The organism is Chryseobacterium proteolyticum (assembly GCF_046591535.1).
GTDB lineage: Bacteria > Bacteroidota > Bacteroidia > Flavobacteriales > Weeksellaceae > Chryseobacterium > Chryseobacterium proteolyticum.
The window spans coordinates 206,941-228,836 of record NZ_JBJLWK010000003.1 but is presented as its reverse complement, the minus strand read 5'-3'; the positions used below and the strand labels follow the sequence as shown (position 1 = coordinate 228,836).

Below are 21,896 nucleotides of genomic sequence, written 5' to 3'. Positions count from 1 at the left end.
ACATCAGTACATTTATTTTAATACTTGTTCTTTAAACTGTCTTCCTCTGTCTTCATAGCTTTTGAAAAGGTCAAAACTTGCACAGCAAGGAGAAAGTAAAACCGTTTCTCCGCTTTTAGCAATTGATTTTGATATTTTTACGGCCTCTTCCATGCTTGAAGTATCGTATATAAACTCCTTTTTGTCTTTAAAAAAATTAATAATTTTCTGATTATCAATTCCCAAGCAGACAATTGCTTTTACTTTTCTTTTGACAAGGTCCTCAATCTCCGTATAATCATTTCCTTTATCCTGTCCTCCCACAATCCAAATCGTAGGTGTTTTCATGCTTTCCAAAGCATAATAGGTCGCATTTACATTCGTTGCTTTACTGTCGTTGATGTATTTTACGCCATCAATTTCAGAAACAAACTCTAGCCTGTGTTCCACTGCCTGAAAAGTCATTAATGAATTTCTGATGCTTTCATTGTTGACATTCAGTATTTTACTTGCTATAGATGCGGCCAGACTGTTCGCTACATTATGATTTCCCAATAAAGAAAGCTCATCAATTTTCATTGAAAATGTATCTTTTAGTTTTACCACAATACTGTCGTTATCTATAAAACCTCCCTCGGTCAATTTTTCTTTTGTTGAAAAAGGGATCATTTTTGCCTTTATTTCCAGCTTTTCAAGAATGGTTTTGCTCATTTCGTCATCTTTGTTATAGATAAAGAAATTATCGTTTTCCTGATTTTCAGCTATTCTGAATTTTGCCATCGCATATTCTTCATAGTTGTAATTATACTGGTCCAGATGGTCCTGTGATAAATTAAGCAATAATGAAATATATGGCCTGAAGTTCTGAATGTCATCCAGCTGGAATGAACTTACCTCCAGTACATAATATTCATGGTTTTCATCTGCTACCTGCTTTGCAAAACTGTAGCCGATGTTTCCTCCTAGACCTACTTTCAGTCCGTCATTTTTCAGGATATAATAGATCAATGAAGTGGTGGTGGTTTTTCCGTTGCTTCCTGTGATCGCAATGATTTTAGCATTGGTGAATTCTGAAGCGAATTCTATCTCGGAAGAAAGGCGGATTCCTTTCAGATGGATTTTATAAATAATATCCGCTTTTTTAGGAATTCCTGGGCTTTTTACAATCCAGTCTGCATTTAAAATCCTTTCCTCGTCATGATTTCCTTCTTCAAACTCAATATTGTTTTCAGTAAGAAACGCTTTATAGTTATCTTTAATAGTTCCTTTGTCTGAAAGAAATACCTCCAGACCCTTCTTTTTAGCTAAATAAGCAGCACCACAGCCACTCTCTCCACCTCCTAAAACAACTATTTTCATATTACCTTTTTTGTATTTATGTATTGGCGTACTTTATTTATGTTTTTAAAATCATGAATACGTTAATACATTTACTTTTATAGAGTTTTATCTCATTTTTAATGTAATCAGACATACTATAGCCAACATTACTCCTATGATAATCATCCTGTTAACGATTTTACTTTCATGGAAACCGTCTTTCTGATAATGATGGTGTAATGGAGACATTTTAAATAATCTGTTATTCTGGGCGTATTCCAGCCCGTATTTTTTCTTTCTGTATTTAAAAACAACCACCTGCAGCATTACAGATATGTTTTCTACCAGGAATATTCCGCATAAAACAGGAATCATTAATTCCTTTCTTAAAATAATAGCCAATACAGCAATTACTCCTCCCAGCATCAAACTCCCGGTATCTCCCATAAAAACCTGTGCCGGATAGGTATTATACCAGAAGAATCCGATCACAGCACCTACCATGGCAACTACAAAAATGGTGGTTTCACCCATATTGGGCAGGAACATGATATTGAGGTAATCCGCAAAAATGATGTTCCCTGAAATGTAGGCAAAGAATGCAAGGGTAAGGAGTATTACCGTACTCGTCCCTGCAGCCAGGCCGTCTATTCCATCCGTGATATTGGCTCCGTTGGAAACCGCTGTTACAATAAAGATGACAATCGGAATGAAAACAATCCACGCCCACTCATGAGCATCTTTATCACTCATCCAGAATAATATTCCACTGTAGTCAAATTCATTATTTTTCGCAAAGGGCACGGTAGAAACCGTAATTTTTTCTGTAGGCATAAAATTCTGCTCCACATTATTTCTGTTAACTACTTTTGCATCTGCATATTTTCTCTTTACCGTAATATCAGGATGGAAATACATTGTTACTCCGACAATTAGCCCCAGTCCAACCTGACCTACGATCTTGAATTTACCGCTAAGCCCGTCTTTATTTTTCTTTACTTTCTTTAAATAGTCATCTACAAATCCGATGGCACCCATCCATAAAACTGAAATTATCAGAAGGACGATGTATACATTGGTAATTCTTGTCAGGAGAAGAACCGGAATCATGGTGGCAAGGATAATAATGAGCCCTCCCATTGTCGGAGTTCCTTCTTTCTGCTTTTGCCCGTCAAGGCCAAGGTCGCGGACCAATTCGCCCATTTGCTTTGCTCTCAGGTAATTGATGATTCTTTTACCATACACAAGAGCAATAATCAGGGATAATAAGACCGCCATCCCTGCACGGAATGAGATGTACTTTAACATTCCAAGTCCGGGGATATGGATTCCATGGTGGGTTAGATATTCGTATAAGTAGTATAACATGTTTTCCTATTGTTAATAAATGATAAGTGATGTTTGATGAATGATAAGATCAATAATAATTGATCATTTATCGATTATAAATTACTTGCTCATTAACTTCCACAGTTCTGTAATTACTTCTTTGTCATCAAAATGGTGTTTTACACCATTAATCTCCTGATAGTTTTCGTGACCTTTTCCGGCTACTAAAACAATATCTTTGGGCTCTGCAAATTTAATCGCCATTTTTATGGCTTCTTTTCTATCGGGTATTGAAGTGTATTTGCTGAAGTTCTGAGGTTCAACACCTGCTTCAATTTCTTTTATAATTGCTGCCGGATCTTCTGTTCTCGGGTTATCTGAAGTGATAATTGCCAACGTGGATTTTTTCGTTGCAATGTTTCCCATTTCAGGTCTTTTGGAGTGGTCTCTGTCTCCCCCGCAACCGAAGACGGTAATCAGTCTTTCATTTTTTGTTCTGATATCATTAATGCTGTCCAGAATATTTTCCAATGCATCCGGAGTGTGGGCATAATCGACGATGAAAAAAATGCCACCATCGGATTTGAAGGTCTCAAATCTTCCTGAGACTCTTTTCAGGGTGCTGATGGCCTGAAGGATTTCATTGGATTCAAAGCCGAGTTCAGATGCAATTCCAAATACCAATAGAAGATTATAGACATTGAATCTTCCCGTTAAGGTAGTCCAGAATTCCTTGCCGTTGAAGTTTAGGAGCATTCCGTTAAAATCAATTTCCAAAGCTTTTCCATGGTAATCTGCCATTGTTTTCAATGCATATGATCTTTTGGCAGCTTTGGTGTTCTGGAGCATTACAGTCCCGTTTTTGTCATCAATATTGGTAATGGCAATAGCGGTATTAGGAAGCTCATCAAAGAACCTTTTTTTTCGTTTTCAGATATTCCTCAAATGTTTTGTGATAATCCAGATGATCATGAGTGAGGTTTGTAAATCCTGCAACTTTGAAATGGAGTCCTTCAATTCTGTTTTGAGAAATTCCATGAGAACTTACTTCCATGAAAGCAAATTCGCAGCCTGCTTCTACGGCCTTAGCTAAAACCTGATTGATCGTAATAATATCCGGGGTAGTATGTGTGGCCGGAATTATTTCGCTGCCTATTCTGATTTCAACAGTTGAAAGTAATGCAGATTCATAGCCCAGATTTTTGAAAACGTCAAAAAGCAAAGTGGAAACAGATGTTTTTCCGTTGGTTCCGGTAACGCCGATGAGTTTCAGGTTTTGAGAAGGATTTCCATAAAAGTTTGAGGCCAGATGTCCCAGGGTTTTCGAGGAATCTTTTACTTTTACATAGGTAATACCCTCATTCAGCTGATCGGGCAATACTTCACAAACGATCGTCTTTGCTCCTTTTTCAATAGAAGATGCAATATATGAATGCCCATCTGCAACCGTTCCCTTTACTGCAATGTAAAGAGAATTTTCTGTAACCTTTCTGCTGTCGAATACCAGCTCCGAAACTTCACGGGTATTGTCGCCGTGAATTTCTAAGGTTGGGATTCTGTTTAATAATTCAATTAATTGCATTTCTCTGATGCTTATTTTTAATTCTGAAGAGATAAATAAATTCTCTGGTTCTTACTGATCGTAGTTCCCTCCAAAGGAAACTGTTCTTTTATTCTTCCTACTCCTTTGTAGTCTACACGGTATCCAAGGTTTTCCAGTTGTGGAATCACATTCTTACCTATTAATCCTACCACGTTAGGCATTTGTTTATCATTTACTGCTACTTTTACATTAGGCTCTACCATTTTATTGAGGTTTACCTTTTTGTCAACAAGCATTTCTTTTTCAATATTCTGAGGCGTCTTCAGGAATGTTTTTCCTGCAATTTCTTTAAAAACCGGGGCTGAAACAGTCGCTCCGTAAAATCCTTTTGCCGTATTCGGCTCACTGATCATTACATAACAGGTATACTTCGGATTATCAGCTGGATAGAATCCTGCAAAAGAGGCACGGTATTTCATCGGGCCCGGAAGCCAGTACTCAAATCTGGCGGTCCCTGTTTTTCCTGCCATTTTCAGATTCGGAGTGAAAATACTTCGTCCGGTTCCTTTTTCCACGGCTTTTGTCAAAGCATTGGTCATCATTTTAATTGCTTTCTCAGAAGCCATTTTGCTGACCATTACCTCCGGCTTAGCCTGATACATTATTTTACCATCCTTCATGATCTTATCGATGAATAAAGGCTTAAGCATTTTACCATTATTAGCAACCCCGTTGTAGAAAGTTGCTAATTGTAATAAGTTAATGTTCGAAGAATATCCAAAAGATATCGAAGCAAGAGTTGCTGCGTTCCATCTTTTATTTTGTGGAGTTACGATCTTAGGTTTTGTAATGCCCGGAAGTTCGATATCCATTTTATCAAATAATTTCCAGCGCTTAAGGTGATCAAGGAATATCTGTGGCTTATCGGCATAGTATTTCGTAATCAGTTTGGCGGTTCCTACGTTGCTGGATTTCGCAAGAACGTCACTGATGTCGTATGTTCCTCCTCCGTGGCCATCTGAAATTCTTTGCTTCGCATAGGTCCATACTCCGTTTCCTACATTTACCGTTGTGTTATCATCGATGAATCCGTCATCCATTGCTGCCAAAAGTGAAATGGTTTTGAAAGTTGAGCCGGGTTCGATATTATCTTTTAAAGCATAATTATAAGCATCTTCATACTCTCCTGAATCTGTTCTTCGAAGGTTTACCATGGCACGGACCTTTCCGGTTCCTACTTCCATGACAATTACAGTACCGTGTTTTGCTTCAAAATTTACGAGCTGCTTCTCAAGAGCTGAGTGTGCAATGTCTTGAATTCTAAGGTCTAAGGTCGTATATACATCTTCTCCATCTACGGGTTCCTGAACCTTCCAGAAATCAATAGGCTTCCACTGCGAAGAATTGATTCTTTGTTCCAATCTTTTCCCGTCGGTGCCTGTCAGGTATTTTGAAAAAGCTCCTTCCAGACCGGATTTGTACTCACTGTTATCCATTCCGATGGTACCTGCACCAATTTCAGAAGTTGCGAGCTCTCTTTTATAATTTCTGTCTACGATAAACCCACCTTTATTCTTTCCTTTCTTAAAGATCGGGAAGTTTCTGATCCTGTCGTATTCATCAAAATCCAAGCCTCTGGCAAGTGTATAGTATTGATTTTTCTTTCTTTTCTGTTCGTCAAATTTCTGTCTGAATTCACTTCTTGGTTTTCCAAACATCTTGCTTAGTGAATCCGTTAATGCACCGATATTGTTACTGTAAACCGTATCCTTTATTGTTTTGAAATCAAGATAGATATCATAACGCATAACGGTAGTTGCGAGAATAGAGCCATCTGATGCAAATAAATTCCCTCTGGCAGCCTTTAAAGTGGCTTCACGATAGTTTTTATTGATGTAGTCATCTTTAATTTCCTGAACATTAGTGTTTTGAAGGATAACGATTCTTGTTAAAAAAAGTACAAACACGCACAAAGCTACCACTGCGAAGAGGTAGCCCCACCTTAACGTTTTTTTTACGTTTGTTATCGTATTCATTTTGCTTTTGCATCTGTACTATCCAATTTTATTAGCAGTTTATGAGGATGGTTTTCCAGTGTCATTAAAGAATCCCGTGCTACTTCTTTTCCGAGCTCTGATTCCATTTTTACCTTAATCAGCTTACTTTGGGCATAAGCGTTTCGGGATTTATATTCTTCTGTTTCTTCTTTTAAAGCATTTACAATTTTGATCTTTTTGTTCACCAGGTGATTGGTATAGATCATGGCCATCATCAGTACAAAAAGCAATAAGAAATACTTGTAATGTATTTTTATCTCATCACGGTTGAGAAAATTTCCTTTTATAATGTCTATAAAAGTTAATCTCTTTTGTGGGCGATTTGTCGTTCTTTTAGCCAATTTATTATTGATAAATGATGATTAATAATTGATAATAAGGGTGTTACTCCTTATTTCTAACCATTTATACTTTTATTCCTGTTCTCATTTTTGCACTTCTTGCTCTTGAGTTTTCCTCAATCTCCTTATCATCAGGAATGATTGCCTTACTCTTCAGCAGTTCGAATGCCTTTTTATAATTTCCATAAATATCCCTCGTCGGTTCCCCTTCAAACATTCCGTTTTTAAGGAATCTTTTTACAAGACGGTCTTCCAGGGAGTGGTATGAAATAACCACCAGTCTTCCTTCCGTTTTTAAGATCTGATAAGCCTGAACGAGCATTTCTTTTAAAACCTCAAGCTCCTGGTTTACTTCGATTCTTATTGCCTGGAAAAGCTGTGCATAAAATTTATTAACCTTATGCGGGGGAAGATAGCTGAATAGTTTTTTCAGATCTTCCGTTGTATTGATGATTTTACTTTTTCTATGATGAACAATATCCCTCGCCAGTTTACGTGCTTCTCTCAATTCACCGTAGTAGTAAAATATGTCTGCCAGCTGCTCTTCTTCATATTCATTGATCACCCTTTTGGCATCCAGGCTCTGCATTACATTCATCCTCATATCCAGTGGGGCATCACTTCTGGTAGAAAACCCTCTTTCCGCTTCATCAAACTGATGCGATGATACTCCCAGATCCGCCAATATTCCATCTACCTGAGAAACTCCGTACATCAGTAAGGAATTTTCCAGGAACCTGAAATTCTGATTAATCAAGGTAAACCTCGGATCATCAATATTATTTTTAAGAGCGTCTAAGTCCTGATCAAAACTGAATAGCCTTCCTTTTTCCGAAAGTCTGCTCAGTATTTCTCTTGAATGACCTCCGCCACCAAAAGTACAGTCCACGTATGTTCCGTCTGGATTCGTAACCAAATCATCAACACTTTGCTTCAACAAAACGGGATTATGATACATGTTTTAATTTGTGTTTTGCGCCTTTTTAGCAGCGTAGTTATTCTTCATCGAAAGAGCCCATCACATCTTCAGCAAGGCTTGCAAAATCGGTTTCGTTGGTAGAGATCACTTTCTCGTAAGCTTCTTTATCCCAGATTTCAAATAATTCCCCGGCACTTGTGATCACAATATCTTTATGAAGATTTGCGAAGTGGGTAAGGTCTTTGGAAATCTGTAATCTTCCGGCGTTATCCAACTCTACAGTTTTTACTCCTGCTGTAAACATTCTTATGAAATCAGCATTCTTTTTAATGAATCTGTTTAGTTTATTAATTTTGCCCATCAGCTGATCCCAAGCATTTATAGGATAAACTTCCAGGCAGGGTTGAAACACGGAGCGTTTGACTACAAAGGCTTTATCGTCAAAGTTCTCCATCTGCTTGATCAGCGATGCAGGAACTTTTAAGCGACCTTTGTCGTCTATTTTACACTCATATGTTCCAATGAAATTCTTCATTTGGGACAAATTTATATAATTATTTCCAAAACTTCCCACTTTTTCCCACTTTTTGACTCAATGTTAATAAGTTTTATCAAAGATTGAAGACCGCAGGGGTAAGTGGTTGATATTTTGGATATTGTAATTGGTGTTATTTTGCCCATAACAAAAAGGATGTTAAAAAAGATCGGCAAAAAGCCTTTATTATATTATTTTTATCTTAAATTAGGAATATCAAAATATTTTTGAGGTTTAATTTGTATTTTTGCAGGGCTTTATTAAGGCGTTTTATGATATTTAGTACAAAAAAAGAAAAGAAATATACTTTTGTAGAAGCGGGAGAAGGACATCCATTGGTGCTGTTGCACGGGTTAATGGGTGGTTTGAGTAATTTCGATAAGATGGTGAATTTTTTTTCGGAGAAAGGATTTAAGGTATATGTGCCTCAATTGCCAATCTATGATTTGCCGGTACTCAATACCAATCTTACTACTATCGCAAAATATATTATCAAGTTTATAGAGAGCCATATTTCGGAACCGGTAACTATTGTCGGGAATTCGATGGGCGGTCATGTCGGGCTTATCTTAGCTTTGGCAAGGCCTGATCTTGTAAAAAATCTTGTTTTAACGGGAAGTTCCGGATTATACGAAAGAACATTCGGGGACAGCTTTCCGAGAAAAAGTGACAGACAATATATAAGGAAGAAAACGGAGGAAGTTTTCTATGACCCTGCAGTCGCTACAGAGGATCTCGTGGACGAGGTTTTCGGTGTTGTTAATGACAGAATGAAAGGAATAAAAACCGTAATGCTTGCCAGAAGTGCTATCAAACACAATATGCTGAATGATCTCCCTAAAATTCTGACACCTACGTGTCTGATCTGGGGAAAGCAGGATAAGGTAACACCTCCTGAAGTGGCAGAAGATATGCATAAGTTTATTCCTAATTCCGATCTGTACTGGATAGATAAATGCGGCCACGCAGCAATGATGGAAAAACCAGATGAATTCAATGAAATTCTTTACAGCTGGTTAAAAGATAAAGTATAAATAACTTAAACCATTAAGAGCTATCTTAATGGTTTGTTTTTCTTAAAATAATTCAAAATGGTAATTAAAACAGCAGAATTTGTCAAAAGTAGCGGGAAATGGCAGGAATGCCCGGAGCCCAATATTCCCGAATATGCTTTTATAGGAAGATCAAATGTGGGTAAATCATCATTGATCAATGCAATGATGAATCATAAAGATCTGGCAAAAACTTCACAAACTCCGGGAAAAACACAGCTGATCAACCATTTTTTAGTCAATGAAAGCTGGTATCTTACCGATTTGCCGGGATACGGATATGCTAAAGTTTCAAAGGTTCAGAGAAAAGATTTTGAAAAACTGATCACCAATTATATTCTGAACAGAAGGAATCTGGTTAACCTTTTTGTTTTGGTGGATTCAAGACACACTCCTCAGAAAATCGATTTAGAGTTTATCCAATGGTGTGGAGAGAGCGGAGTTCCTTTTTCAATTGTTTTTACCAAAGCAGATAAACTGAAGCCTAATGTTGTTATAAAAAATGTGGAGGATTATAAAGCTGAACTTCACAAAACCTGGGAAGACCTGCCGGAACTGTACATTACTTCAGCAGAAAAGAAGGAAGGAGGCGACAAAATTCTGGATTTCATCCAGACCACCAATGAATTTTTAAAAAATAATAGCGTAAACTTTGATGAGTAATATAATCTGGAAAATAAAAACTTTTGATGAGTTCACCGTTCCTGAGCTTTATAAAGTTTTAAAGGCGCGTATTGATGTTTTTGTGATCGAACAAAACTGCCCTTATCCTGATCTGGATAATTATGACCAGAAGGGTATTCATATCTGGGCGGAGGAAGACGGTGAGATCCTTGCCTACTGCAGGGTTTTTGATAAAGGCATTAAGTATGATGAAACTTCATTCGGAAGGGTACTGACTACTGAGAAAGCAAGAGGAAAAAGCTTAGGAAAACAATTGATAAGATATGCGGTTGAAACCATTGAAAACAGGTTTCATACATCGGAGATCAAAATCTCTGCACAGGATTACCTGTTGCGTTTCTATTCTGAGTTTGGTTTTATTGATACCGGGAAAAAATACCTGGAGGATGATATTCCGCATACGGAAATGATCAGAAAATAAAAAAGCGAAGATAAGTCTTCGCCTTTTTTGTGGTTATATGTTGAGTGTTTTTAGTTTTTATCCTTTAATGGCTTTTAAAATAATCGGTTCCAGATTAGAAGGAAGGTCTGCTGATTTAATCTGGTAATTTTTGACTTTCATTTCTTTGAACCAGTTTTCCCAGTATTCTTTGATGACTGCTTCTTCGAATGGATTGCCTTTTTCAGGGTTAATTCCCAAAACAATTACTTCCAGATTATTCAGATTATCATTGGCCTTTACAAAGCCCAAATGATTTTTCTCAATTTCTGCTTTATAATCTGTTGTGGTAAGATGAAATGATTTTATTAATTTTGATGTCAGATAAGAGGTCTTCTTTTCTTGTGAAAACTTGGAATCTTCATGATACATGTAGCCGTCAGTCAGAATAAAAAGAATATTTCTTCGATCATCTTTGATACAATAATCCTTTACTTTATTTCTAAAGAACTCCCAAATGTCAGAACCAACGTATTTATCATCTTTAATGGCTGATTGATAAATATTAGAAGGCAATTCAGAATATTTTTTTTTCGACAGAACTAAAATAATCTTTGCTTGTATTTTTATCAAAAGATACCTTTAGTTCTTTGGTCAGTTCGTTCATTTTTGGATCGGAAGGTTCAGGATTAAAGAAGATCTGCATCTGATCATCATAAGTGATTATTCTTTTGGATTTAATATGGTTGAGAAATCCTTTTTCAATGGTTTTGATATATTCCACATCTCTCTGAGCATATTCCATTGATGGGTTTGGGTTGGTTTTGGGATCGATTCGGTCCGATAAATCAATTAAAATGCTAACATTTAAGTTATTCAGATCAGTTTGAATACTATCTTTTATTTCATCGGAAGAACCATTTTCAGTTTTGCAACAAGAAACAAAAGAGATGATTATTAATAAGTATATTATTTTTTTCATGGTTTTCGATTTATAAAGAAGACAAGTATACTAAATTTTGATTATCAGAATTAGCTCCTACGGTTTCCAGATTGATATTATAGGTCTCAATACAGCTTTCGATCATCGTTTGTTTCTCCGTTTTGGAAACAGCTATCTTTTCTCCAATAAAAGTAATCCAACCCTGGACATACTCTGAGGCGTATAACTTGTAATCTTTGGTTGGAATGATGACTCCATCAATAATATTCTGAAGTTCTTCAATTCTCCCACGGGTTTTAATTATTAATTCTTTTGTGGTACCTATATTTCCCAGAATTTCTTCAATTTCTTTTTTCAGGACATTGATTTTTTCTAAAAGAAAAAGCACGTTTTTTTGTCTGATTTCTTGTTCATTTTTGATTTTATCTTTTTCTTTATGCTCCTTCATAACGAAATCAAATACCAGCCCCCAGATAATGTAGACAATGAATCCTGCGAAAATAATTCCCCAAAACTGTATTTTAGTAAAAGCGATTTTAAGATTAAAATCAGGGGAATTAAATGTTTTATTTAATTCATACAGTTTTGATTCAATCTCATATGCTAAAATGGAGTCGAAAACAAATGTAACTACGAATAATAGTCCAAGTTTAATATAATTCGCTGTTGTTTTATTCTCGCTGAACATGTGAATGAGAAAGCCTAGTCCAAGAAACACAAATGGAATTAAAGTGACAAAAGCTCCTTCAATAGCTCCTGCGTTCCATGCTTTACTGAATGCTTGTGCGTCCAAAACACTTTGTATCACCGTACTTTTAGCATCAAAACTTTTAAAGAAAGCGGAGTAAGAAGTTGAAATATAGAATGTGATCAAGTAAAGGCTTATAGGAATGAGAAGGAATGCGCCAATCCAGAATTTAGTGGAAGCTCCTTTTGTTGCTTTTACATTGTGTTTTTCGGGGTTTCTAGGTAAATCCAGTATTTCAGCTTTTAGGGCCTCAATTGTGTTTTGATGATTTTCGACCTCCTTGTTTTTATTTTTTAGTTGTTCTTCTTTAGTTTCCTGGGAAACAGTCAGAGCTTTGATCTCAGTTTCTCTGTTTTTTTGCTCATTGATATAAGACTCCTTAAGCTTTTGCTGTTTTTCAACCATCTCTTTTTCCTCATTTTGAAACTTTGAGTATACGGCATCAAGGCAGATTGATAGTGTGGAATGATTTCCATTTGTTCTGGAGCTGTCCCTGTAACCGGCTTCGTGATAAGTTCTTTTTCTGCTTTCTTCAGGAGATTCTGTTTCTACTTTAGAGTCGGTGTCTTTGGGAGCTTCCTGTTTGGGTGTTTCAATTGGAACTGATTTCAGTTTGAATAAATTTTTTATGCTGATGGTGTTCATAGTGTTTTAGTTTTTTAATTCGTATAAAATGTCACTTTTATTCTTTCCGATTTTTACTGCTTCGATAAGGTAATCAACAATATCTGTTACATTCTCTTCCAGAAAACCGAACATAAGTACATACTTTTTCATAGCGGAATACTCGTTTGGAGAGACGACGCCGTCTGCCCATATCATCACAGTGAGATCATATAGGTAATCAACTTTCTCCTCAATGGTTTGTGGGACCAGAGATTTAAAATTGATAGGATTCAGCAGAATATCATCCAGATTTTTTGAAGATATTCCTCTTTCTTCAGCACATTTGTAAAGCATTTTCAGCTCCAGAGCACTGAAATCATCATCACAAATAGCCATTTGATAAAGCCTTAAGAAGTGAGCTTTGAGATTTTCAGTTATTTGATTGTTTTCCATTGGTTGGTTCTTCTTTGGTCTTTTTAGGATTAATAATGATATCTCGTGAAGGAGATCTTACTTGTCTATTATGTTCTGGAATTTCTTCGGTAGTTTCTTCTTCCTTTTTAAAATCCAGTTTTTCAGCAAACGTTATAAGGAGAAAAAGGATTCCTGTAATGGTATCAATAGGGATCCATATACTTTTTCTATATAGATAAATGGGAAAAACCGGATTAAAAATGATCAGTATTACTATGAATATTGCTCCCCAGTTGTATTGCTTATTGTTCAAAAAACTATAGATGATAATCAGTGCTCCAACAGAGACTAAAACCCGGAGAAAGGTGTAATATTCAATAGGGAGTCTAAAAACACCTACAAAACAACATATTGCACAGAAGGTGAGAAATGGTTTCATTTTTTTAGTTTTTAGAATCCTGTAGTAAGGTTGTACTTGTAATTGAAACTATTTTCAGACATGAAAATGAAAACGATGAAGTCAATAAAGGCAATGAGTGCCGGGATAAAAGTCCAGCAGAATAAAAGATAGAATATTCCTAATGTATTTTGACCTAAGTAAAATCTGTGAATGCCCAATCCCCCTAAAAAGAGAGCGAGCATGGCTGTGGTAAATTTTGATTTCATAATTTCTAAACTCTTGACAAGATTTCATTCTTTTTTTCTTCAAACTCTTCCTGGGAAATAATTCCGGTTTCTACTAAGCCTTTTAATTTTTGTAAAATGGCAAAGGGATCTTCATCTTCTATCAACAAAGGTTGATGTTGTTGTTGGAATTGATGTGGTTGAGCAATAATAGGTGTCGTGTTATTTACAGTTACTCCTCCTCCAGCAGAAGCTCTTCTTGTTTCTAAATCTTTTTCTCTTCTCACACTTCTCATTTGTTCTTCAATTTCCTGAGCGTATTGATAGAGTTTTCTTGCTTGTGCTTTTGGTAAATAGTCCATCATATTGATTAGGTTTCCTACAGTTTTCATAATGAAAGTAGCCCCAAGAATACCTTCTTTAATATGACAGTCTGCAACATCTACCCAACTGTAATCCTGAAAATCCATTGATAAACCGAAATTTTTGGGTCTACAAAAAATAACTCTCCTATTGGTAAGAGCAATACAGTCCGGAGATAAATTAAAAGCCGGCTTTTTTTGAACGGCAATATATTCAACAAACTCTTGTGAAGTAAGAAGGCTGTTAATTTTTTCAAGGAGCTTTTCAACAGCTTTAGGATCCTGTTCTTCGTTTAAAAATTGTTTTAAATTCATAGATATTTGTTTTTAGTTATTTTACATTTTTATAATATACATATCCTATTTTTCCTGATTTCTGTACTTTCACTTTATACCAAGAATCCTGTTTTGAAAGCTGAATCAGCTTTTCGTTTTTAGGAACAGTTTCTATTATTTTGGATTGAATAGAAGGTTTTTCATATATGTAGGTAATTGCAGTTCCTGCTATGTATCTGCCAGAATTGATATTGATTTCATTCACAAAAACTGAAGGAGCTTTGGTAGATTTACCTCTTTTTGAAGAATAAGAATCATTATCTCCCGGTCTTTTATGTTTGTCTTTCTTTGAAGAAGATTTTTTTCCGGAGGATTCTCCTTTACAAACACCACAGGTTCCACCACCTCCTGCACAATGTCCACAACCGGAACAATTTGAACAAGCTGTACAATAGGCAGACCCCGTACATCTTCCATCGTGCCCAATATTATCGTTTGCCTTAAAACAAGAATGTAAAAGAAAAATGATGATTGGGATTATAATAAGTAAAAACAGCTTTTTCATCAGTTATAATTTTCAAGTGTTTTGTGAAGTTCATTTCTGAAATTGTAGATTTCATCGAGATTACCTAATAAAATCTTTTCTCCGGAATCTTTCCCGTTATGAAATAGCTCCAGGTATTTATTCGAGGTATTAAAATGTAGTCTGCAAAGAGGTTTCCTATTGTTGTCATCGAATAAAATTCCGAAATAGGATAGAGTATCCCGATAAGCAATTCTTGATGATTCGACTTTTTCTCGCAGGATAGCCTTTACAATTTGAAACCCTTCCAGTTCTTCTTCGGTTGTTACAATTTTAGAATCATTGTTTTCATCAATAGATTGTGGTGTTTTTACAGCCTCATCCCTTTTTTCAATCTGTTCGTTAATACTCAATGCAGATTTGAGCCTGAAACTTATGGATTCATTGATTGATGTTGTCAAAGCTTTCTTTGTGTACTCTTTGAAGGAGATCATTCTGTTCGCGGTTAAAGGTTTTTCGAAAAAACGATTGACTAACAGCCTAACCAACTCATCAGAGGGGTTTTCGATTTCTTTCTCAAATTCTCTCCGGATTGCTTTGATATACTTTAATGCTTCAGCAGAATCTAAAATGCTTTCCAGATTGTAGTCTTTTTTGGTAAAGCTTTCGAGAATTTTAATCGAACTGTCTTTGAGATCTTCAATGTTGATGGTAAAAAAAGGCTTTTCATCCATAATATTAGGCTTCTCCAGATCGGTGTAAAAATTATATACAATCCCATTGGTTAGCACTCCGAACCGGGTTTTTGAAACATGATAGTATCTGTGGAGCTGGGAATTGTGCGCATCTGCACTTTCTTTCCAATGCTTACATTCAATGATAAAAATAGGATTGTCGTTGTGTCTTATCACATAGTCTACTTTTTCTCCTTTTTTGGTTCCGATATCACAAATATGCTCAGGAACCACTTCTGTAGGATTAAATATATCATAACCTAAAATCTGTATGAATGGCATTACAAAAGCATTTTTGGTCGCTTCTTCCGTATTGATCTGGTCCTTCAATCCTACTACTTTCTGATGCAGCTGCTCTAGTTTTATTTTAAGATCCATTGCTTTTAGTTTTTAAGGGTTTCATCAATAATTTCTGCGGTTGGCGCATTGGATTTTACAGAGTGAATTCCATTTTCCATTGCTGTTTTTGAGCTGTAGAGCTGGCTTTTTCCTATGATCTCCCCATTTCTGGCTTTCAGGACGAAATAATCTTTACCATTTACAGCCTCTCTTCTGTCGTATCTGGAATCGTCCTTTGAATTGATTCTTACAGACTCTATTCCTTTATGACAGGAGGCTTTCTGAACATAGCCTTCGCTGGTCAGGATAATTTCTCCGTTTCCAGCCTTAAGATTGAATTGATACTCATTGTTTATTCTCTGAGTAATTACAAATTTTCCCATGATTGTTTTTTATTTAACATTCCAAAAGTATAACCCTTTCAAAACCAATCCTTACGGGAATCCGTAAAACGGGCAAAAAACAAAAAAACCTTTCAAAAAAATGAAAGGCTATATTAAATCGGGATGGAAAATTTGTTTTTTAAATAATTCCGATGTCTTTGCAAAATGCAACCAGTTGTTCGTTGCTGGTTACCTCAAGATCTTCTTTTAAGCTGTTCAATTTTTTTTTCAACACTGCTTAAACTGTTAGGCTTTATGTTCTTTTCCTGTAGGAGATCAGGAATGTTTTTTTGCAGAACCCCTTTTGAAAGAAGGGAAACGAGTGTAATTTCATACGCAGAAAACTCATAACTATTTAGTTTTTTTTATTTCCTGCTTTAAATCAAGAGACAGATAATTTTCATTAATGTAAACAGATGCAATTGATTTTTTCAGCTCTTTGGAATCGTTTCTTGCTTTACGAACATATCCATTGATATGATAGTCTTTGAAAAGAGAATCGATGATTCCGGATTTGTGTTCGGCGGAAAAGACAATGACTTTCAGGGAAGGCTGAAGTGCCTTTATTTGTTGGATAAGATCTCTTCCGTCTTTAATGTTTTGCTGCCGGTGATCTTCTTCATAATACAAATCAGTGATCAACAGGTCGTATGGTTCATTTTCCCGAATGGATTTATGAACCTTTGCCAATGCATCATCACAGTAATATACATAATCAACATTCGGAATGTTGAGGTCTTCCAGTGTTTTTTGTACCGAAAGATTAATACTTTCATGGTCTTCAGCGATTAAAATTTTTTTGAACATTCTTTTTAGTTTTTAGGAAACAGGAAATGAAATGTTGATCTTCAATCCTCTTTCGGTTTTGGTGTCAAAAATAATTTCTCCTTTGATTGTTTCTATACGGGAAACCGTAGACGACAACCCATTTTTATATATAATATTTCCGGGAATGCCAATTCCATTATCGGTATAGTAAATTTTGATGAGTTCATTTTCCCTTTCAAATCTGAAAACCACCCGATCTGCCCGGCTGTGTTTTTTCATATTTACGAGTAATTCACGTACAATCTGGTACACTTCTGTCAGGGTTGATTCTTGTAATCCCTTCCATATGTTTGCATTGTTTCCGGCAAGATAGGTTTTTACAGTATCATTATTAAAGGAGCCTATAAGTTCCGATATTTTTTCATTGAAATTCTTCGCGTTATTAGTAAGATCAGTCTTTTCATAGGAAATATCCCTTGATTTTTCATAAACAAATTCCAATTCATCAAGCGCCTCATCTTTGCTAAAGCTTTCCTGGTTTTCAATCTTGGTCATTACCTGATAGATACCGTTTGCTACTACATCGTGTACTTTTTTGGAGAGTTTAAGTTGAGTGTTTTTTACTTCTAGCTCTTTTTCTTGTTCAAGTTGTTTTTGTCTCTTCTTATATAACAAGACAACTACAATAAATACCGCAACAAATGTTGCTAAAACTAGAGAAAGTGTTAATAGTTGATTTTCTTTTTCAGCTTTTTCGGCCTTTACTTTTGTGTTTTCATATTTTATAAAAGCAAATTTATTTGTGTAATCATTACGACTTGTTTGTATACTATCAGATAGTTTCTTATATATTTGAAAATGTCGGATTGTATTTACCGGCCTATCAACATAAATTATCTTTTCCATAGCTTCTAATCTATCTTCTGGGCTTTTATTTTTTTTTAGCTATTTCTAGCATTTTATTTGCATAATAAAGGGATTTTTCTGGGTTGGTTTTTTTATTAATTTCAGCTAAATGTGAGTAGCTTGAATTAGCACCCCAAAAGTCATTATTTTCTAATTTAAGCTTAAGTATTTTCTCTATACTATTTTGAGCCTCTGCATTATTACTATTATTATCAAGCCATTTTATATATTCAATATTATCTTTGATTCTATTTTTTAAGTTTAAATTTGAAAGGCTTGATAAATCTATTTTTTGTAAAATATCTAATGCTTGTTTATATTTTCCTAATTTGTACTCCGCCACAGATTTATTATTCAATATACTTAATCTTTTTTCTTCTGATTCAATCATGACTGAAAGAGCTTTTTCATACCATTGAATTGCTTGAAAATACTGGTTTTGATTTAACTTTAAATTACCCATCGTATCATATAGTGCATAAAGGCTCTCATCGTCGTCCTTCATCATTTTTAGAGCTTCTACTAATGTAGATTCAGCACCTAAAAAATCACCTCTATTTTTTTGAGCGTTTGCTTGAACAATCAAACTTTTAGAAATATTAGAAAAATCATTTTCCTTGCTATAATAGCCTATTGCTTCCTGGAGTTTTAAATAAGATTTAACGTCATTTTTTTCAAGAAGGTTAACACCCTCTTCGTATAACTTATCAGCTTTTGCTGTGTTACTATTTGTTTCAAGTGTATCCCTGCATGAAGCAATGAGACATAAAGAAAAAAGGGAAAATAATAAATTTCGTATCATTTTACTAAAATAGAAAAAACCACCCTATAAAAGAGTGGTTATAATCTTATTTTTTGGGAGGAAGAGTTGTACCTGTTTCTCCTCCTGTATCACCTTCTGATCCTCCTGGATCTGTTCCTCCAATAGGATCCGTAGCTCCTCCTAGTGTTATAATTTGGTTTCCGTTATTGTTTGGACATGTTGTCGTGTTTGCATTATTATTTGAAAATGCTAATCCCAGTAGCATCAATATTAGTTGTAACATTGTTGTAAAAATTTTGAAGTTGAAATTGTTTTTCTTCCTCTCGCAGATGTATATATCACGAGCTGTACACAGTTAAAATTTCGAAGCGCTTCTTATTTTTTTAAGGGAAGTAGAACCTTCAAAAACGTAAGAGAAACATCCGCTTCCCAACCCGGAGTTTTCTTCCGTTTTATCTGGTGATTTAGAAATCAGTTTTGTATTTTTGTTATTGTAATGTTTTGTTTGTCACTGATTTCTGGAGCAAATATCCAACAATGAAGAAAGTGAGTGTTAGAAAGTTTTTGGAAAGTTTCTGGAAAGTTTTAGTACGGAAAACCGTAAGGTTTTTAGTTGTAAACTGTTTAATTTTTCAAAAAATTGTTATATGGCAAAATTTTTATCGGAGAGAAAAAAACTGTTGGAAGATGTCTTCGAAAAAGCGTCAAAAGAAGCAGTAGAAACATCATTTAATGGAATCTTGCTACATCTTGAGCAAATTTTAAAGGATGAATTTGAGCCGCTGAGCTATAAGTCTTTTGAAAATTATTATAAAGCAATAGTTGAAAAAGAAGAAGAGTATAATATAAAAAGACCGGTTTTGGATAACCTAAGTAAATATCTTGGGTATGATACATTTAAAGATTATTGTTCCGAATGGAAAACAATTGAGTATTCTATTCAACATGCAATTTCAAAAATTGTAATTACAATTATTAATAAGCCAATTTTTACAATGCCAGATTTTATTAAGAAAAATGGACCTGGAATTGTAGAAATGGCATTCGTTATTTTTCTGGTTACAGGAGGGGTTATTTTTTCAAATAATAAGAAATATGATGATGAGCTGACAGGTTCTTTAGGGATTATGTCTGAAGGAAAACTAGATATAGAAAAAAAATATATGTATTGGGACGGAGATAGATATATTGCCACAGATAGCAGTGATCTTGGTCCTCAAGTGAAAGTGGTTGCAATGAATCCACATGATTTTAGATATTTTAAGCGGATTAATAGACCTGATACACTTAATGTTGATAATAGCTTAGGTAAAGTATGGTATGATAAAAGTAAAAATCATGTAGAATTTTTTACAAGTTATGGGAAACATCCTAAAAATGAAAAAGCTTTAAAAGATGTTTCTGAAGGAATATTAGAGAATTATGCAGGTCAAAATGCTAAATTGGAAGAATGAATTTTTTTCACAATTATTTAAAATTCCCTTAAATCAATTCCAAAAATAATCTTCTAATTTTCGGGTTATTTTTACAATGTTAAAAAAAGGAATTTTCTCCACTTTACTTTTTGCTTTTACTTATTTATCTGCCCAACAAAATCCGGTGCAGATTGCTTTTCTTTCGGATGTGCATTTTCAGGATGTATATGGAAGTTTTTCGGATAATGATTTTAAAGGAATTGTTAATCCTAAAACAGGAAAAGCGACCATTTTGAGGACAATGGATGCTCAATTGCATTCCACACGAATTTTTAATGAGAACTATTTTGCCTTTCTGAAAGTGCTCGAGGATATTGCTACGAAAGGAATTAAGATTGTTGCCATGCCCGGCGATTTTTCGGATGACGGGCAAGCGTATAATATACGTGGATTGCAACGGATTCTGAGGGCGTATCATGAAAAGTATGGGATTAATTTTTACATAACAACGGGAAATCATGATCCTGTCGGCCCATTTTATCAGGATGGAGGGAAAGATGATTTTTTAGGAAGCGATGGAAATGCATTGGGGATTTACAGTAATAAAACCCTGTCAAAAAATAAACGGAATATTATTACGAAGGACATTGCAGAATCGGGGTATCTCGAGATTTTGAATGAACTTAAAGATTTCGGTTTTTACCCGCAAAAAGGGAATCTGTATTGGAGTACTCCTTTTGCCAGCTATTCTTATTCCGGCTACTCCTATGATCATGCAATGAAATGTGCCAATTACCCGAACAGGATGTATGAAGTCTCCAAAGGATTTTCAGTCCCTGACTTAAGCTATGTGGTAGAACCGGTAAATGGGGTTTGGATGATGGCTATTGATGGCAACACTTATATTCCCAAGAATCTCAATAAGGGCTCGGATGATCCCGGAAATTATAACGGAGCAAGTATAGGATATAATAATGTTCTGACGCATAAAAAGCATTTGATCCAATGGGTAAAGAAGATAGCAGAAGAAGCTGAAAGAAATGATAAAACTCTGATTGCCTTTACCCATTACCCGATGATCGATTTTAATGACGGGGCAACAGATGAGATCAAAAATCTTTTAGGAGAGAAAAAATGGCAGCTGGAAAGGGCTCCGGAAGAAGAAGTAGCCAAAGACTTTGCAGATGCCGGGTTGCAGATTCATTTTGCAGGACATATGCATATCAATGATACGGGGATACGGAAAATAGGGGATAAGATGCTGGTGAATATACAGGTTCCTTCTCTTGCAGCCTATTTACCAGGTTATAAAGTGCTTACTATTCATTCACAGGATGTAATGGAAGTAAGGACAGAAGTTTTACATGAAGTTCCCCGTTTTGATGAGTTGTTTCCTTTATACGAAAAGGAATACAAAGCATTGCAAAAAATTCCGGGGAAGCTCCTGTGGAATAAAGAAATCCTGAAAACAAAATCCTACCATGATTTCATGTTATTTCATCTTAGGGAATTGGTTCGCCTTCGGATGATCCCGGATGACTGGCCAAAGGATTTTATTGAAAAAGGGAAATCCTTATCAGGGAAAGAATTGCTTTTGCTTTCTGAGGGTTCAAAATATACATTGCCAAAAAATATCAATATAAATTCGTTCAAAAAATGGAATCTTGAAGATCTGTTGTTCGACCTGTATAAATTCCAGTCTGCTGATGAACTTGCACAAGAGGATATTTCGAAGGAAAGGGGGATGCAATATCAGGTTCTGATAAAATCTTTTGAGCAAAATCAATCGAAGGATCCTTTTATATTAAAGCTAAAATCTGTCTTCAGGATCTTATCCCTGCTTTCAAACGGAGATCCGGCTGACCATTTTGAAATTGATTTGAAAAAGCAATCAGTAAAAAAACTGTAGAGGAATCTTACGTTGAATGACTAAATCGTGCTTCTCAAACCTTCG

At 35.4% G+C, this 21,896-nt stretch carries 24 protein-coding genes and 2 pseudogenes; 5 read left to right on the top strand and 21 right to left on the bottom strand.

The annotated features are described in order from the left end of the window. Positions 1–12: 12 nt before the first annotated feature. The 7 genes and pseudogenes from murD to mraZ all read right to left on the bottom strand — a co-directional run bounded on the left by murD (position 13) and on the right by mraZ (position 8,023). Positions 13–1,338 (bottom strand): UDP-N-acetylmuramoyl-L-alanine--D-glutamate ligase, encoded by a 1,326-nt coding sequence (gene murD / locus ACJ5H0_RS11885; protein ID WP_411249694.1) that lies wholly within the window; start codon positions 1,336–1,338, stop codon positions 13–15. A gap of 87 nt (positions 1,339–1,425) precedes the next feature. Beyond that, positions 1,426–2,667: a phospho-N-acetylmuramoyl-pentapeptide-transferase gene (gene mraY / locus ACJ5H0_RS11880; protein WP_172281538.1), complete on the bottom strand. Its 1,242-nt coding sequence runs from the start codon at positions 2,665–2,667 to the stop codon at positions 1,426–1,428. Positions 2,668–2,748: 81 nt separating this feature from the next. After that, positions 2,749–4,210: pseudogene (locus ACJ5H0_RS11875) on the bottom strand (UDP-N-acetylmuramoyl-L-alanyl-D-glutamate--2,6-diaminopimelate ligase). A gap of 17 nt (positions 4,211–4,227) precedes the next feature. After that, a pseudogene (locus ACJ5H0_RS11870) lies at positions 4,228–6,220 on the bottom strand (penicillin-binding transpeptidase domain-containing protein). Next, the gene (locus tag ACJ5H0_RS11865; protein ID WP_002981890.1) at positions 6,204–6,569 is read right to left on the bottom strand and encodes an FtsL-like putative cell division protein; all 366 of its coding nucleotides are present in this window, start codon (positions 6,567–6,569) and stop codon (positions 6,204–6,206) included. Before ACJ5H0_RS11865 ends, ACJ5H0_RS11870 begins: the two are co-directional and overlap by 17 nt. Positions 6,570–6,633: 64 nt before the next feature. Next, complete coding sequence (gene rsmH, locus ACJ5H0_RS11860; RefSeq protein WP_273650203.1) at positions 6,634–7,527, bottom strand: 16S rRNA (cytosine(1402)-N(4))-methyltransferase RsmH; 894 nt, start codon at positions 7,525–7,527, stop codon at positions 6,634–6,636. A 37-nt stretch (positions 7,528–7,564) separates the two neighbouring features. Then, positions 7,565–8,023 (bottom strand): division/cell wall cluster transcriptional repressor MraZ, encoded by a 459-nt coding sequence (gene mraZ, locus ACJ5H0_RS11855; RefSeq protein WP_411249693.1) that lies wholly within the window; start codon positions 8,021–8,023, stop codon positions 7,565–7,567. A 272-nt stretch (positions 8,024–8,295) separates the two neighbouring features. Here mraZ and ACJ5H0_RS11850 point away from each other — a divergent pair, with 272 nt between their 5' ends. The 3 genes from ACJ5H0_RS11850 to ACJ5H0_RS11840 are packed head-to-tail and all read left to right on the top strand — an operon-like array spanning position 8,296 to position 10,180. Next, a complete protein-coding gene (locus tag ACJ5H0_RS11850) occupies positions 8,296–9,057 on the top strand; it encodes an alpha/beta fold hydrolase (RefSeq protein ID WP_411249692.1) in 762 nt (253 codons plus the stop codon). A gap of 57 nt (positions 9,058–9,114) precedes the next feature. Beyond that, a complete protein-coding gene (gene yihA, locus ACJ5H0_RS11845; protein ID WP_172281527.1) occupies positions 9,115–9,738 on the top strand; it encodes a ribosome biogenesis GTP-binding protein YihA/YsxC in 624 nt (207 codons plus the stop codon). Next, entirely contained in the window at positions 9,731–10,180 is a 450-nt protein-coding gene (locus ACJ5H0_RS11840) for a GNAT family N-acetyltransferase (RefSeq protein ID WP_172281525.1), read from the top strand. The genes yihA and ACJ5H0_RS11840 overlap by 8 nt, the downstream gene beginning before the upstream one ends. Before the next feature lie 57 nt (positions 10,181–10,237). Here the strand turns inward: ACJ5H0_RS11840 and ACJ5H0_RS11835 are convergent, their stop codons facing one another. The 14 genes from ACJ5H0_RS11835 to ACJ5H0_RS11770 all read right to left on the bottom strand — a co-directional run bounded on the left by ACJ5H0_RS11835 (position 10,238) and on the right by ACJ5H0_RS11770 (position 18,810). Beyond that, positions 10,238–10,714 (bottom strand): hypothetical protein, encoded by a 477-nt coding sequence (locus ACJ5H0_RS11835; RefSeq protein ID WP_411249691.1) that lies wholly within the window; start codon positions 10,712–10,714, stop codon positions 10,238–10,240. Between the two features lies 1 nt (position 10,715). After that, positions 10,716–11,120, bottom strand: coding sequence for a hypothetical protein (locus tag ACJ5H0_RS11830; RefSeq protein WP_411249690.1), 405 nt, complete (start codon positions 11,118–11,120; stop codon positions 10,716–10,718). Positions 11,121–11,130: 10 nt separating this feature from the next. After that, positions 11,131–12,474: a beta-carotene 15,15'-monooxygenase gene (locus tag ACJ5H0_RS11825; RefSeq protein WP_411249689.1), complete on the bottom strand. Its 1,344-nt coding sequence runs from the start codon at positions 12,472–12,474 to the stop codon at positions 11,131–11,133. Between the two features lie 6 nt (positions 12,475–12,480). After that, positions 12,481–12,888 (bottom strand): hypothetical protein, encoded by a 408-nt coding sequence (locus tag ACJ5H0_RS11820; protein WP_411249688.1) that lies wholly within the window; start codon positions 12,886–12,888, stop codon positions 12,481–12,483. Next, positions 12,866–13,288, bottom strand: a complete 423-nt coding sequence (locus tag ACJ5H0_RS11815; RefSeq protein WP_172281517.1) for a DUF6804 family protein — start codon at positions 13,286–13,288, stop codon at positions 12,866–12,868. The genes ACJ5H0_RS11820 and ACJ5H0_RS11815 overlap by 23 nt, the downstream gene beginning before the upstream one ends. A gap of 11 nt (positions 13,289–13,299) precedes the next feature. Next, complete coding sequence (locus ACJ5H0_RS11810) at positions 13,300–13,515, bottom strand: TM2 domain-containing protein (protein WP_172281515.1); 216 nt, start codon at positions 13,513–13,515, stop codon at positions 13,300–13,302. 5 nt (positions 13,516–13,520) lie between these two features. Then, on the bottom strand, positions 13,521–14,150 hold the full coding sequence (locus tag ACJ5H0_RS11805) for a PH domain-containing protein (protein ID WP_172281513.1): 630 nt from the start codon (positions 14,148–14,150) through the stop codon (positions 13,521–13,523). A 16-nt stretch (positions 14,151–14,166) separates the two neighbouring features. Continuing rightward, positions 14,167–14,676, bottom strand: a complete 510-nt coding sequence (locus ACJ5H0_RS11800; protein WP_273650196.1) for an SH3 domain-containing protein — start codon at positions 14,674–14,676, stop codon at positions 14,167–14,169. Then, positions 14,676–15,746, bottom strand: coding sequence for a type I restriction endonuclease (locus ACJ5H0_RS11795; RefSeq protein ID WP_273650195.1), 1,071 nt, complete (start codon positions 15,744–15,746; stop codon positions 14,676–14,678). Before ACJ5H0_RS11795 ends, ACJ5H0_RS11800 begins: the two co-directional genes overlap by 1 nt. Positions 15,747–15,751: 5 nt before the next feature. Next, entirely contained in the window at positions 15,752–16,090 is a 339-nt protein-coding gene (locus ACJ5H0_RS11790) for a YegP family protein (protein WP_273650194.1), read from the bottom strand. A gap of 351 nt (positions 16,091–16,441) precedes the next feature. Next, positions 16,442–16,897 carry a response regulator gene (locus ACJ5H0_RS11785; RefSeq protein WP_411249687.1) on the bottom strand — a complete coding sequence of 152 codons (456 nt, stop codon included), beginning with the start codon at positions 16,895–16,897 and terminating at the stop codon, positions 16,442–16,444. Positions 16,898–16,909: 12 nt separating this feature from the next. After that, a complete protein-coding gene (locus ACJ5H0_RS11780) occupies positions 16,910–17,764 on the bottom strand; it encodes a sensor histidine kinase (protein WP_411249686.1) in 855 nt (284 codons plus the stop codon). Positions 17,765–17,789: 25 nt separating this feature from the next. After that, on the bottom strand, positions 17,790–18,566 hold the full coding sequence (locus ACJ5H0_RS11775) for a tetratricopeptide repeat protein (RefSeq protein WP_411249685.1): 777 nt from the start codon (positions 18,564–18,566) through the stop codon (positions 17,790–17,792). Between the two features lie 46 nt (positions 18,567–18,612). Beyond that, positions 18,613–18,810, bottom strand: coding sequence for a hypothetical protein (locus tag ACJ5H0_RS11770; protein WP_172281501.1), 198 nt, complete (start codon positions 18,808–18,810; stop codon positions 18,613–18,615). 364 nt (positions 18,811–19,174) lie between these two features. Here ACJ5H0_RS11770 and ACJ5H0_RS11765 point away from each other — a divergent pair, with 364 nt between their 5' ends. Continuing rightward, complete coding sequence (locus ACJ5H0_RS11765; RefSeq protein WP_411249684.1) at positions 19,175–19,981, top strand: hypothetical protein; 807 nt, start codon at positions 19,175–19,177, stop codon at positions 19,979–19,981. Between the two features lie 76 nt (positions 19,982–20,057). Beyond that, positions 20,058–21,851 (top strand): metallophosphoesterase, encoded by a 1,794-nt coding sequence (locus tag ACJ5H0_RS11760; protein ID WP_411249683.1) that lies wholly within the window; start codon positions 20,058–20,060, stop codon positions 21,849–21,851. Positions 21,852–21,896 lie beyond the last annotated feature (45 nt).